We start from the raw sequence: 12742 nt of genomic DNA, 5'->3' as shown, positions 1-12742 counted from the left end.
TTTACTTTCCTTCAATGCTCAGCGCTTCGTTCACCAGCGCTTCTTGTTGGGCTTTGTGTTGGCTGGCCAGACCCGTTGCAGGCGAGGCCGAGGTTGCGCGACCGGCATAGACCGGACGGGTGTGTTTTGCGCCAATGCGGGTCAGAACCCATTCGATATTGGGTTCGATAAAGGTCCAGGCCCCCTGGTTCTTGGGCTCTTCCTGACACCAGACCATCTCGGCACCTTTGAAACGCTCAAGTTCGTTGATCAGCGAATGCGCAGGGAAGGGATAGTATTGCTCGATTCGCATCAGGTAGATGTCATCGATGCCGCGCGCATCGCGTTCTTCCAGCAAGTCAAAGTAAACCTTGCCCGAACACATCACCACACGCTTGATCTTGTCATCCGCCACCAGCTTGGCGTCTGAATTTCCCTTCTGCGCGTCATCCCACAGCACCCGGTGGAAGCTGGAGCCTGTGGTGAAGTCATCCGCCGTGCTGACCGCCAGTTTATGACGCAGCAGCGACTTTGGCGTCACCAGGATCAGAGGCTTGCGGAAAGTCCGGTGCAGCTGACGGCGCAGGATGTGGAAATAGTTCGCAGGTGTTGTACAGTTCGCCACGATCCAGTTGTCCTGACCGCACATCTGCAGGAACCTTTCCAGGCGCGCGGATGAGTGTTCTGGGCCTTGCCCCTCGAAACCATGCGGCAGCAACGTGACCAGACCGGACATCCGCAGCCACTTGCTTTCACCCGAGCTGATGAACTGATCGAACATGATCTGCGCCCCGTTGGCGAAGTCGCCAAACTGTGCTTCCCAAAGGACCAGCGCGTTTGGCTCGGCCAGAGAGTATCCGTACTCGAAACCCAAGACCGCATACTCGCTGAGCATCGAGTCAATCACGTCATAATGAGATTGACCCTTGCGGATGTTGTTCAGCGGGTAGTAGCGCTCTTCGGTTTCCTGATGGACAAATCCGGAATGGCGTTGGCTGAATGTACCTCGCGTCGCGTCCTGTCCGGCCAGTCGCACTGGGTAGCCCTCGGTCAGCAGCGAGCCAAACGCCAGAGCCTCGCCAGTTGCCCAGTCAAATCCGGTCCCGTTTTCGAACATCTGTTTCTTGTGTTCCAGCAATCGTCCGACGGTTTTATGCATCGCAAAACCTTCGGGCGCTGTGGTCAGGGCGGTCCCGATCTCGGCCAGCGTATCCGCTGAGATCGCGGTTTCGCCGCGCATGTATTCTTCTTTGTTCTTGTCCAGATGCGACCAGCGCCCATCCAGCCAATCGGCTTTGTTGGGCTTATAGTCTCTCCCGGCGTCGAACTCTTCGTTCAGATGGGCCTGAAAGGCGGCCTTCATATCCTCGATCTCACCTTCGGGGATCAGGCCGTCTTTGACCAGACGTTCCGTGTACAGCGACAGCGTAGTCTTATGCGTCTTGATTTTCTTGTACATGATCGGGTTGGTGAACATGGGCTCATCGCCCTCGTTATGACCAAACCGGCGGTAGCAGAAGATATCCAGCACCACGTCCTTGTGGAACTTCTGACGGAATTCGGTCGCCACCTTGGCGGCATGCACCACCGCCTCGGGGTCGTCGCCGTTCACATGGAAGATCGGCGCTTCGACCATCAGCGCGATATCTGTTGGATAGGGGCTGGAGCGGCTGAAATGTGGCGCGGTGGTAAAGCCGATCTGGTTGTTCACCACGATATGCATTGTACCGCCGGTCTTGTGCCCTTTCAGACCCGACAGGCCGAACCCTTCAGCCACCACACCTTGTCCGGCAAAGGCCGCATCGCCGTGCAGCAGAATGCCCATAACCTTGGTGCGGTCTTCGTCGTTCAACTGATCCTGCTTGGCGCGAACCTTGCCCAGAACCACCGGGTTCACCGCCTCAAGGTGCGAGGGGTTGGCGGTCAGCGATAAGTGCACTGAGTTGCCGTCAAACTCCCGGTCACTGGATGCACCGAGGTGATACTTCACGTCACCCGATCCATCCACATCCTCAGGCTTGAAGCTGCCGCCCTGGAATTCGTTGAATATGGCGCGATAGGGCTTGCCCATCACATTGGCCAAAATATTCAGACGCCCCCGGTGCGGCATCCCGATGACGATGTCCTGCAATCCCAGCGCACCGCCGCGCTTGATGATCTGTTCCATTGCAGGGATCAGGCTTTCACCACCGTCTAAACCGAACCGCTTGGTGCCCATGTACTTGACATGCAGAAATTTCTCGAAGCCCTCGGCCTGGACCATCTTATTCAGGATCGCCTTGCGGCCCTCTTTGGTAAAGGCGATTTCCTTGCCGTACCCTTCGATCCTTTCCTTCAGCCAAGCGGCCTCTTCAGGGTTCGAGATATGCATATATTGCAGCGCGAATGTGCCACAGTAAGTCCGCTTCACGATCTCGACGATCTGGCGCATGCTGGCCATCTGCAGGCCCAGGACGTTGTCGATAAAGATCGGGCGGTCCATATCCGCATCGGTGAAGCCGTAGGTCTTTGGATCCAGTTCAGGATGGGTACTTGCGGCGCGCATCCCCAGCGGATCCAGATCCGCAGCCAGGTGGCCCCGGATGCGATAGGCCCGGATCAGCATCAGCGCCCGCAAACTGTCCAGCACCGCGCGCTTGATCTGGTCTTCGCTGACCTCAACGCCCTTGGCCGCGGCCTTGTCCTTGATCTTCTTGCCCGCCGCCTTGGCATCGATCTCGGCCCATTCCCCAGTCAACGCACCCGTCAGATCATCCGCTGGCATCGGAGGCCAATCACTGCGCGCCCACGATGGCCCCTCGGCCTCGCGCTGCACATCCGGCGCGTCATCGCCCATGGCCTTGAAAAATTCGACCCAGGCGGCGTCTACCGCGCCGGGGTTCTTGGTGTACTGGGCATAAAGCTGCTCCAGATATTCGGCATTATGCCCCTGCATGAAGCTGGAGGCATGAAAGGCTGAGTTGGGCGAGTGTTCGGTCATTGGGCTACCTCATATGGGTTGGGACCGTATTGGTTGGTGCCTAGTTCGCTGGGGCGGGTCAGCCACCACAGAACCAGGAGGGGCGACACAAACAGGACAAGAAGTGTCGGAATGACGATAAGAAGAGTTGCGCGGGTGAACAGGATATCCAACGTGCCGCCATGGAATTGGTTGGCAAGGCCGATGCCAAAGATCAGAACAGCCAGCGCAGCGAGGATCAGCAAGATCGGCAACAAGGCATAAAGCCCGCTGCGCCCAGTATCATGCATCCGCCGCCACGCGACAGCCAGATGCGGGAGGAAGACAATCAGGCTGACGATGCTTTGGACCGGGCCTGTCGAAGTGGCCGTAACGGATTTGGATGTTTCGGTTTCGGTCACTGCGACCTGAGTGAAGAACTGCCAGTCAATGATCCCGGCAATAATGCTCCAGATCACGATGAACAGGAAAAAAAACCAGTATTCGGGCCGCGAGGCACGGCCCGAAAAGGTGAAAAACTTGGAGAAACAGGTTTTAATGGCTTCGCCGAAAGTCATGTTTACCGCTCCTCCCAAAGCAGTCAAATTCTGGTCAACCGATGGCTTCCAGCACAGCCTCACCCAGCTGCGCCGGGCTTTCGGCCACGACAATACCGGCCGAGCGCATGGCTTCGATCTTGTCTTCGGCGCCACCTTTGCCGCCGGCGACAATCGCGCCCGCGTGACCCATGCGGCGGCCCGGAGGGGCGGTGCGACCTGCTATGAAACCAGCGGTCGGCTTTTTGCGCCCCTTCTTGGCCTCGTCCGCCAGGAACTGCGCAGCCTCTTCCTCGGCTGAGCCACCGATCTCACCAATCATGATAATCGATTCGGTTTCGTCATCGGCCAGGAACCACTCCAGCACGTCGATATGCTCGGTGCCTTTGATCGGGTCGCCGCCGATGCCCACGCAGGTGGACTGGCCTAGACCCACATCGGTGGTCTGCTTGACGGCCTCATAGGTCAGGGTGCCCGAACGGGACACAACGCCGACCGAGCCGCGCTTGTGAATGTGGCCGGGCATGATGCCGATCTTGCAGGCATCAGGCGTGATGACACCGGGGCAGTTCGGCCCGATCAAGCGCGAGTTCGAGCCTTCCAGCGCACGCTTCACCTTCATCATGTCCAGAACCGGAATGCCTTCGGTGATGCAGACGATCACCTCCATCTCGGCATCAATCGCCTCAAGGATCGAGTCAGCCGCAAACGGCGGCGGAACATAGATCACCGAGGCATTGGCTTCGGTCACATGCTTGGCCTCGTGGACCGAGTTGAACACGGGCAGGTCAAGATGTGTCATCCCGCCTTTGCCGGGCGTCACGCCGCCTACCATCTTGGTGCCATAAGCAATGGCTTGTTCGGAGTGGAATGTGCCCTGCGAGCCGGTAAAGCCCTGACAGATCACTTTGGTATTTTCGTCGATGAGGACTGCCATCTGGCGTTCTCCTTTGTAGGGCGGGCTTCAGCCCGCCAAAATCTTGGGAAAGGTGGGCTGATGCCCACCCTACGGGATGACACTCAGCCTTTGACGGCCTTCACGATCTTCTCGGCACCGTCTTTCAGGTTGTCCGCCGCGATCACGTCCAGGCCAGAGGTGTTGATGATCTCTTTGCCTTTCTCAACGTTTGTGCCTTCCAGACGCACGACTAGCGGCACCTGCAGGCCGACCTCTTTCACCGCTGCGACTACGCCTTCGGCGATGACGTCACAGCGCATGATGCCGCCGAAGATGTTGACCAGGATGCCTTTGACCTGCGGGTCGCTGGTGATGATCTTGAACGCCTCGGTAACTTTCTCTTTGGTCGCACCGCCGCCGACGTCTAGGAAGTTGGCAGGCTCGGCTCCATAAAGCTTGATGATATCCATCGTCGCCATCGCCAGACCAGCACCGTTAACCATGCAGCCGATCTCACCATCCAGGGCGATGTAGTTCAGGTCGTATTTCGACGCTTCCAGTTCCTTGGGGTCTTCCTCGGTCGTGTCACGCAGTTCGGCGATATCCGGGTGGCGGTAGACCGCGTTGCCATCAAAGCCGACTTTCGCGTCCAGCACTTTCAGGTCGCCACTGTCGGAAACGATCAGCGGGTTGATCTCCAGCATCTCCATGTCTTTCTCGACGAAGGCGGCGTAGAGCTGGCTCATCAGCTTGACGCATTGCTTGACCTGCACCCCTTGCAGACCCAGCGAAAAGGCGATGCGGCGGCCGTGATAAGCCTGATAGCCGGTCGCAGGATCCACCGAGAAGGACAGGATTTTCTCTGGCGTGGCAGCGGCCACTTCTTCGATGTCCATGCCGCCTTCGGTCGAGCAGACAAACGAGATGCGGCTAGTCTGGCGATCCACCAGCAGGGCCAGATACAGCTCGCGTTCGATGCCGGACCCGGCCTCGATATAGATCCGGTTGACTTGTTTGCCTACGGGGCCGGTCTGATGTGTGACCAGCGTGCGGCCTAGCATCTTTTTGGCTTCTTCGGCGGCCTCTTCCACCGACTTGGTCAGACGGACACCGCCCTTTTCACCGGCGTCGGCTTCTTTGAAGCTGCCTTTCCCGCGCCCACCTGCGTGGATTTGTGCTTTTACAACCCATAAAGGGCCATCCAGTTCACCGGCTGCGGTTTTGGCTTCCTCGGCGCGCAAAACCGCGCGACCGTCGGAGACCGGAGCGCCATAGCTGCGCAAAAGAGCTTTGGCCTGATATTCGTGAATGTTCATCGAAATTGTCCCGTCTGACTACGATTACCCTGTTATAGGCGTGTCTAAGCGCCAAAATTAAAGAGTTTTTTGACGTGTCACGGGAAATTGTCGAAGATTTTCAGGATTTGTGATCACAGGTTTTTGGGGTGTGATCACAAAGTTTGAGCAAAGCGTAAGCTTGATTCGATGATGCAGGTTCGCGCGAAGAAAACACATTCATACACGAGACTTTCGGCGTTTGCGCCAACATCTCTGGCTCATGATGTATGGCATAAAAGAAAACCGGCCCACCAAGAGCCGGTTTCAAATTATTCACTGCTGACGATTAGGCCAGCGAGCTATCGATGCCTTTGCAAGCTTCGATCAAACCCTTCACAGCATTCACCGAGTTGTCGAAACCTGCCTGCTCTTCTTCGTTCAGCTTGATGTTGACGACCCGTTCGACGCCGCCGGCACCGATCACGGTAGGAACGCCGACATACATGCCTTCTACTCCAAGCTCGCCATCGCAATAAGCGGCGCAAGGCAGAACACGTTTCTGGTCTTTCAGATAGGCCTCGGCCATTTCAATCGCCGAAGTGGCGGGCGCGTAGAAGGCTGAACCGGTTTTCAACAGGCCGACGATTTCAGCACCGCCGTCACGGGTGCGCTGAACGATGGCGTCCAGTTTCTCTTGTGTGGTCCAGCCCATCTCAACCAGATCAGGCAGCGGGATACCGGCGACGGTCGAGTAACGAACCGACGGCACCATGGTGTCGCCGTGGCCACCCAGAACAAACGCTGTGACGTCGCGCATCGAGACGTTGAACTCTTCCGATAGGAAGTGCGCAAAACGGCCCGAATCCAGAACGCCCGCCATGCCGCAAACTTTGTTATGCGGCAGGCCCGAGAATTCACGTAAGGCCCAGACCATCGCGTCCAGCGGGTTGGTGATGCAGATGACGAACGCGTCAGGCGCATTGGCGGCGATGCCTTCGCCAACCGATTTCATGACTTTCAGATTGATGCCCAGCAGATCATCGCGGCTCATGCCCGGTTTGCGTGGCACACCAGCGGTGACGATGCAAACGTCTGCGCCTGCGATATCTTCATAGGACTGGGTGCCTTTCAGCTTGGCATCAAAGCCTTCCGAGGGGCCGGATTCGGCGATATCCAGCGCCTTGCCTTCCGGGGTGCCTTCGGCGATGTCGAACAGGACAACGTCACCGAGTTCCTTCATTGCAGCGAGGTGGGCGAGCGTGCCGCCGATCTGACCTGCGCCGATCAGCGCGATCTTGGGTCTGGCCATTTGGAATATCTCCGATGGGTTTTGAAATCGCGGTTTTGCTAGTCGTAAATGCGGCGTCGCGCAAGCCTCCTGCGACGCGGCATGCCACCGCATACCGTTTGCATGTCATGTGCTGATTGCGCTAAACCGCTTGTGACTCATGCATATTTCCGGGGCGCCAGATGTTCGAGATGAACCTGATGTTTTTTGCCGTGGCGATCCCGGCAGTGATCTTCGCGGGTATCTCGAAAGGTGGGTTCGGCTCGGGCGCCGCCTTTGCGTCCTCGTCGATTCTGGCGCTGATCCTGACGCCTGGGCAGGCGTTGGCGTTGATGCTTCCGATCCTCATGGTGATCGATGTCGCCACGTTAAAGCCCTACTGGAAACGCTGGAGCTGGCCGGATTCGCGTCTGCTGATTCTGGGTGCAGTGCCCGGCATTGCGTTGGGCGCGTGGCTCTATCGTGTCACCGATGACGATCTGCTGCGTCTGCTGATTGGTGGGATATCGGTCGGCTTTGTGATCTGGCATGTTGCCCAGACAAGGGGCTGGGTGCGCGGCTTTGCCAACCGCCTGCCGCCTTCGGCAGGATTGTTTGCCGGGCTGGTTGCCGGGTTCACCAGCTTTGTCAGCCATGCAGGCGGTCCGCCCGCCGCCGTCTATCTGCTGTCCCAACGCCTGACGAAAACCGAATTTCAGGCCTCAACCGTACTGGTCTTCTGGGTGATCAATGCCGTGAAATTCGTGCCGTTCGCCTATCTGGGTCTATTCACATGGCACACGGCACTAGCCGATCTGTTGCTAACCCCGTTTGCGATCCTCGGGGCCTGGCTCGGCGTCCGGGCACATTTCATGCTGTCCGAACGCCTGTTCTTTGGCATCGCCTATGTCCTGCTAACACTGACTGGCAGTAAATTGATCTGGGACGCATTGGTCTAAGCGTTGGGCGGCAATGCCTCAGCCAGCGCCTCAAAGGATTGGCCCGAGGCGATCAGGCAGGTCACTCCCTCGGGCAAGGTCACAACAATGGTCCAACTGCCGGTTCGATCCGAGGCAAAAACCTCCATCACCGCCCCCTGACGCCCAATCCCGATGCCGCGCCGGGTTTCGCCATAGGTCTTTGCCAAACGCTTGATCACATCCACGCGCGGCGCGCAGTTCTGAGCGCTGATCTGTTGCGCAGCCAACACCATGATGCCCAACCCGTTCGTCAAATTCAGCAATATCGTCTTCATCAGTCACCCCTTTCGATTCCTTCTTGAAAACAGCGTGCTGCAGGCTGAAAGAAATCGCGTTAAGGCAACGAGCGTTGCGTCACGATGCTAGAATGCTGCGCTGCGGCGATTTTGGGCTTGAACTTTCCGTCAAAAAATGCCCCATTCTGCGCAACATTATTTCAATGGGAGAGTCCCGTGGATCCGCGCCAACGCCCTTATCGTTCCGTTCTCTATATCCCCGGCTCGCGTGATCGGGCGCTGGATAAAGCGCGCATGCTGCCGGTGGATGCCATCATCTTTGATCTTGAGGACGCGGTGGCAGCTGATGAGAAAGAGAACGCGCGTGAAACGCTCAAGGAGGCCTTGGCCGCCGGAGGGTACGGCGCGCGGGTCAAGATCGTGCGGATCAACAGCTTGGATACCGAATGGGGTCGCGCCGATGCCGAAGCTGTGCGTGAGATGGATGCGGACGCCGTTCTTCTGCCCAAGGTAAACTCGGCTGCGGATGTGGATGCGCTGGCGGTGATCACCGGTGATCTGCCGATCTGGGCCATGATGGAAACCCCGCGCGGCATGTTGAACGCGGCCGAAATTGCCGCACATCCGCTGATGGCGGGCTTCGTCATGGGGACCAACGATCTGGCGAAAGAGCTGCAGACGCGTTTCCGCCCCGACCGACTGCCGATGATGACCTCGCTGGGCCTGTGCCTGCTGGCCGCAAAGGCCGAAGGGCTGATCATCGTGGATGGCGTCTATAATGCGTTCAAGGACACTGACGGTCTGGCAGCCGAATGTGCCCAGGGCCGCGATATGGGCTTCGATGGCAAGACTCTGATCCACCCCGCGCAGGTCGAGATTGCGAATACTGCCTTTGCGCCTTCGGACACCGAGATAGAATTAGCCCGCCGCCAGATCGCAGCCTTTGAAGAGACCGAGGCACAAGGTCAGGGGGTCGCTGTTGTCGATGGCAAGATTGTCGAAAACCTACACGTTGTAACTGCCCGCGAAACTCTGGCAAAAGCAGAGGCGATATTAGCTTTGCAAGCGGGGTAAGCCAGCATGGGCTTTGTTCTTCTGATTCTTGGTGTGGCGTTGTGGTGGGCCGCACATCTCTTCAAGCGCGTGATGCCGGAACGCCGTGCCGCCATGGGCGATGCGGGCAAGGGCGTCGTGGCGCTAGCTTTGGCGGGTGCGATCCTTCTAATGATTTTCGGCTATCGCATGACCGATTTCATCTATGTCTGGGCGCCGCCGACCTTCCTGATCCACATTAACAACCTGCTGGTGTTGATTGCGTTCTACTTGATGAGCCCGGCAGGACAGAAAGGCCGTCTTCTGAATAGAGTGCGCCACCCGATGCTGGGCGGCTTCAAGCTTTGGGCCATTGCGCATTTGCTGGTAAATGGCGATCTGGCCTCGATCGTGCTGTTTGGTGGCCTGCTGGCCTGGGCGATCGTCGAAGTCATCGTGATCAACAAGTCCGAGCCAGACTGGACCCCGGGTGAACCCGGCACCTATGGCAAAGACGTGATGTTTTTTGTGGGATCCATCGTGCTGTTGGGCATTGTTGGCTATATTCACGGGCTGGTTGGCCCATCTCCGTTCGGTGGCTAAGGGACCAAATCAATGGCGAAACTTTATCGTTTGTTGACCGAGGAAGACACGTCAGCCTTCTGCCACAAGGTCTCGGACGCGCTGGCGAAAGGGTGGGAGCTGTATGGCGATCCCTCTTACGCCTTTGACGCAGCCAACAACGTGATGCGCTGCGCGCAGGCCGTGACGAAAGAAGTCGACGCCGACTATTCCCCCGACATGAAACTGGGACAGCAATAATGGCAAAAACCAATCCGGGTAACTTTTTCGAGGATTATTCCGTCGGGCAGGTGCTGCATCACGCAGTGCCCCGCACTGTGACAGATGGTGAACGCGCGCTGTATCACGCGCTCTACCCGGCGCGCCATGCGCTCTATTCCTCGGATGAATTCGCCCGGAATTGCGGCCTGCCGCAAAGCCCGATTGACGATCTGGCTGCGTTTCATGTGGTGTTCGGCAAAACGGTTCCCGATATCTCGCTGAACGCCGTGGCCAATCTGGGCTATGCCGAGGGTCGCTGGCTGCGACCGGTCTATCCCGGCGATACGCTGCGCGCTGAATCTGAGGTGATTGGCCTTAAGCAGAACTCAAACGGCAAAACCGGAGTGGTTTGGGTGCGTACGCTCGGTTTGAACCAGCGCGACGAAGTGGTGATCGAATATGTGCGCTGGGTGATGGTGCGCAAATCTAACCTAGATGCGCCCGCGCCTGAGTCCGTTGTGCCCGACCTGAAGAAGGTGCTGGATGTTGGCGATCTGGTCGTGCCGCAGGGCCTCGATTTCTCGAAATACGATTTTGTACAATCCGGCGAAAACCACCGCTGGGATGCGTACAACACGGGAGAAACGATAGATCATGTCGATGGCGTGACCATCGAAGAGGCCGAGCATATGCTTGCCACGCGCCTTTGGCAGAACACGGCCAAAGTGCATTTCGATCTCACCTTCCGCCCCGAGGGCCGACTGATCTATGGCGGCCACGTGATCTCGATGGCGCGTGCCTTGTCGTTTAATGGATTGGCGAACGCTCAGATGATCGTCGGTCTGAACGGCGGCGCCCACGCCAACCCCTGTTTTGCGGGCGACACGATCAAGACCTGGTCCGAGGTTCTGGATAAGGCCGAGACCGGAACACCGGGAATCGGTGCACTACGATTGCGGCTTGTGGCGACCAAGGGCGGGGAGCCATTTGAGCTGCGCAATGAGGATGGGAAGTACCTGCCCAACGTGCTATTGGATCTGGATTACTGGGCCTTGATGCCCATGTAAGTCGGGCTGCCCGATTGCTGACATTGAAGTGATCGCGGTCGGTGAAATCCGTGCTAGGCTCGGCGTATGACGATGTTACGCGCACTCATGGTCAGTTTGTTTCTGGCACCGCAAGCATTTGCCTGTGATCTTGCTCTTGCTCTGGCCGTCGATGTGTCAGGCTCGGTGGATTCCGAGGAATACCGCATCCAGATGGTCGGCCTTGCCGCTGGGCTGCGTGATCCCATTGTTTCCGAGGCGCTGGTGCGCGGGCAGGCCCGGCTTATGCTGGTTCAATGGACTGGGAGTTCGCGCCAGAGGATCACGATCCCATGGACCCGGATCGACAGCTTTGCCACTTTGGACGATTTTGCCGAACAGGTCGCTGCTGATCCGCGTGTCTGGCGTAATTTCTCTACAGCAATTGGTGAAGCGCTTGAGATGACCGTGACAAGCTTCGACGAGGTGCGCGATTGCAAAAGACATCTGATTGATCTTTCAGGTGACGGAATTTCGAATGAAGGTATCGAACCTTCGACGATCCACGCCAAATTGCGTGAGAGTGGAATCACAGTGAACGCGATTGCTATAGAAGAAAGCGAACCGGACCTGACAGCCTATTTCTTCGAGAATGTTATCGTGGGTGAGGGGGCCTTTGTCGTCTCTGCCGCGGGCTTTGCTGATTACCCTGAGCGTATTCGCAAAAAGCTTTTGCGCGAGGTGACGCAGCAGACTGCAGGGCTGTCTCAAACTCAGCCATAGATTCGTGATCACATTGCTTTTCCGTTGAAAACGCTAACATTGGTGGTATCGAATGTATTTTGTGATCACGAGATTATTTTGTGTGATCACAAATACTGCTTATAAGCGATTTTGCGTCAAATTTACTGGATTTTGCACCTGCAGCGCGTGACAGAGTCGTAAAAAACAGTAAAACGTTCGGTAGCCAACCGAAAAGGAGCCAACATGGCCGATGTAAATCGGGGCAACCGCCCGCTCTCTCCGCATTTGACGATCTATCGTCCGCAGATGACGTCCATTTCTTCGATTATGGTGCGCATCACGGGTCTAGCGTCCTTTGGTTTGGCTTTGTTGGTCGTTTGGTGGTTGCTGGCGTCAGCCACATCGGCAGGCGCCTATGACCTGATCAATGGTCTGATGACCAGTTTCCTGGGTGATCTGGTCATGTTCGGCGCAGCGTGGGCAATTTTCTATCACATGCTGGGCCGTTTGCGGCATGTCATCTGGGATCTCGGATATTGCGTGAATGTCGAAGTGTCCGAGAAGATGGGCATTGGCATGTTTGTTCTGGCGACGGTTCTCGCCTTGATCACAGCCGTGGCGCTTTAGAGGGAGGCTGGTATGCAGTTTCTAACAGACCGTAAACGCGCACAGGGCATGGGAGCCGGACGCGCAGGTACACATCATCATTGGCAGATGATGCTCAGCTCAGCGGCGCTGGTCATTCTTGTTCCGCTGTTTGTATTCACCTTCGGGCGCGCGTTGGGTGGCACCTACGAAGAAGCTCTGGCGTATTACAGCCGACCATTCCCGGCGATTGTCATGGGTCTGACATTGGTTGTTGTCGTCCCGCATCTGCTGCGCGAAGCGCAGGAGGCGATTGAGGACTACGTGCACGGCGTTGCAGAAAAGCTGGCGCTGATGGCCGCACGGGCGTTTGCCTACACACTGATTGCTGCGGGTCTTTTTGCTCTCGCTCGGCTTGCCCTCGATTATGCGCAGTAAGGA

General features: G+C 57.3%; 14 protein-coding genes. 8 read left to right on the top strand and 6 right to left on the bottom strand.

The genetic code is table 11. From position 1 onward, the window contains the following. Position 1: 1 nt before the first annotated feature. The 5 genes from ACRZ91_RS10660 to mdh form a co-directional block, all read right to left on the bottom strand. Positions 2–2959, bottom strand: a complete 2958-nt coding sequence (locus ACRZ91_RS10660; RefSeq protein WP_480905097.1) for a 2-oxoglutarate dehydrogenase E1 component — start codon at positions 2957–2959, stop codon at positions 2–4. Continuing rightward, on the bottom strand, positions 2956–3495 hold the full coding sequence (locus tag ACRZ91_RS10655; RefSeq protein ID WP_480905094.1) for a DUF805 domain-containing protein: 540 nt from the start codon (positions 3493–3495) through the stop codon (positions 2956–2958). The genes ACRZ91_RS10660 and ACRZ91_RS10655 overlap by 4 nt, the downstream gene beginning before the upstream one ends. A 34-nt stretch (positions 3496–3529) precedes the next feature. Then, positions 3530–4411: a succinate--CoA ligase subunit alpha gene (gene sucD, locus ACRZ91_RS10650; RefSeq protein WP_010443702.1), complete on the bottom strand. Its 882-nt coding sequence runs from the start codon at positions 4409–4411 to the stop codon at positions 3530–3532. Positions 4412–4494: 83 nt separating this feature from the next. Continuing rightward, a complete protein-coding gene (sucC, locus tag ACRZ91_RS10645; protein WP_480905091.1) occupies positions 4495–5688 on the bottom strand; it encodes an ADP-forming succinate--CoA ligase subunit beta in 1194 nt (397 codons plus the stop codon). Between the two features lie 307 nt (positions 5689–5995). Next, on the bottom strand, positions 5996–6958 hold the full coding sequence (gene mdh / locus ACRZ91_RS10640; protein ID WP_010442827.1) for a malate dehydrogenase: 963 nt from the start codon (positions 6956–6958) through the stop codon (positions 5996–5998). A gap of 161 nt (positions 6959–7119) precedes the next feature. Here mdh and ACRZ91_RS10635 point away from each other — a divergent pair, with 161 nt between their 5' ends. Further along, a complete protein-coding gene (locus tag ACRZ91_RS10635; RefSeq protein WP_480905088.1) occupies positions 7120–7875 on the top strand; it encodes a sulfite exporter TauE/SafE family protein in 756 nt (251 codons plus the stop codon). On the opposite strand, the gene ACRZ91_RS10630 is transcribed toward ACRZ91_RS10635, so the two are convergent. Further along, a complete protein-coding gene (locus ACRZ91_RS10630) occupies positions 7872–8171 on the bottom strand; it encodes a hypothetical protein (RefSeq protein WP_480905085.1) in 300 nt (99 codons plus the stop codon). The two genes, ACRZ91_RS10635 and ACRZ91_RS10630, sit on opposite strands and share 4 nt — an antisense overlap. 177 nt (positions 8172–8348) lie before the next feature. Here ACRZ91_RS10630 and ACRZ91_RS10625 point away from each other — a divergent pair, with 177 nt between their 5' ends. The 7 genes from ACRZ91_RS10625 to ACRZ91_RS10595 all read left to right on the top strand — a co-directional run bounded on the left by ACRZ91_RS10625 (position 8349) and on the right by ACRZ91_RS10595 (position 12739). Beyond that, positions 8349–9206 (top strand): HpcH/HpaI aldolase/citrate lyase family protein, encoded by an 858-nt coding sequence (locus tag ACRZ91_RS10625; protein WP_480905082.1) that lies wholly within the window; start codon positions 8349–8351, stop codon positions 9204–9206. Between the two features lie 6 nt (positions 9207–9212). Then, entirely contained in the window at positions 9213–9767 is a 555-nt protein-coding gene (locus ACRZ91_RS10620; protein ID WP_480905080.1) for an NnrU family protein, read from the top strand. Positions 9768–9779: 12 nt separating this feature from the next. Next, positions 9780–9986, top strand: coding sequence for a DUF1737 domain-containing protein (locus ACRZ91_RS10615; RefSeq protein ID WP_010442832.1), 207 nt, complete (start codon positions 9780–9782; stop codon positions 9984–9986). After that, positions 9986–11014, top strand: coding sequence for a MaoC family dehydratase (locus ACRZ91_RS10610; protein WP_480905076.1), 1029 nt, complete (start codon positions 9986–9988; stop codon positions 11012–11014). Before ACRZ91_RS10615 ends, ACRZ91_RS10610 begins: the two co-directional genes overlap by 1 nt. A gap of 66 nt (positions 11015–11080) precedes the next feature. Further along, positions 11081–11755 (top strand): DUF1194 domain-containing protein, encoded by a 675-nt coding sequence (locus ACRZ91_RS10605; protein ID WP_480905073.1) that lies wholly within the window; start codon positions 11081–11083, stop codon positions 11753–11755. Between the two features lie 204 nt (positions 11756–11959). Then, positions 11960–12343, top strand: a complete 384-nt coding sequence (gene sdhC / locus ACRZ91_RS10600) for a succinate dehydrogenase, cytochrome b556 subunit (RefSeq protein ID WP_480905070.1) — start codon at positions 11960–11962, stop codon at positions 12341–12343. Positions 12344–12355: 12 nt separating this feature from the next. Next, positions 12356–12739: a succinate dehydrogenase, hydrophobic membrane anchor protein gene (locus tag ACRZ91_RS10595; protein ID WP_480905067.1), complete on the top strand. Its 384-nt coding sequence runs from the start codon at positions 12356–12358 to the stop codon at positions 12737–12739. Positions 12740–12742: the final 3 nt, after the last annotated feature.

It is taken from the genome of Ruegeria sp. O11 (assembly GCF_056535285.1).
Note: the sequence above shows the minus strand (reverse complement) of the source record. Positions and strands in the feature narration are given on the sequence as shown.

Coding starts and splice junctions, on each gene's coding strand:
- ACRZ91_RS10660 (WP_480905097.1), bottom strand. CDS start 2,959: ATGACCGAACACTCGCCCAACTCAGCCTTTCATGCCTCCAGCTTCATG.
- ACRZ91_RS10655 (WP_480905094.1), bottom strand. CDS start 3,495: ATGACTTTCGGCGAAGCCATTAAAACCTGTTTCTCCAAGTTTTTCACC.
- sucD (WP_010443702.1), bottom strand. CDS start 4,411: ATGGCAGTCCTCATCGACGAAAATACCAAAGTGATCTGTCAGGGCTTT.
- sucC (WP_480905091.1), bottom strand. CDS start 5,688: ATGAACATTCACGAATATCAGGCCAAAGCTCTTTTGCGCAGCTATGGC.
- mdh (WP_010442827.1), bottom strand. CDS start 6,958: ATGGCCAGACCCAAGATCGCGCTGATCGGCGCAGGTCAGATCGGCGGC.
- ACRZ91_RS10635 (WP_480905088.1), top strand. CDS start 7,120: ATGTTCGAGATGAACCTGATGTTTTTTGCCGTGGCGATCCCGGCAGTG.
- ACRZ91_RS10630 (WP_480905085.1), bottom strand. CDS start 8,171: ATGAAGACGATATTGCTGAATTTGACGAACGGGTTGGGCATCATGGTG.
- ACRZ91_RS10620 (WP_480905080.1), top strand. CDS start 9,213: ATGGGCTTTGTTCTTCTGATTCTTGGTGTGGCGTTGTGGTGGGCCGCA.
- ACRZ91_RS10615 (WP_010442832.1), top strand. CDS start 9,780: ATGGCGAAACTTTATCGTTTGTTGACCGAGGAAGACACGTCAGCCTTC.
- ACRZ91_RS10610 (WP_480905076.1), top strand. CDS start 9,986: ATGGCAAAAACCAATCCGGGTAACTTTTTCGAGGATTATTCCGTCGGG.
- ACRZ91_RS10605 (WP_480905073.1), top strand. CDS start 11,081: ATGACGATGTTACGCGCACTCATGGTCAGTTTGTTTCTGGCACCGCAA.
- sdhC (WP_480905070.1), top strand. CDS start 11,960: ATGGCCGATGTAAATCGGGGCAACCGCCCGCTCTCTCCGCATTTGACG.
- ACRZ91_RS10595 (WP_480905067.1), top strand. CDS start 12,356: ATGCAGTTTCTAACAGACCGTAAACGCGCACAGGGCATGGGAGCCGGA.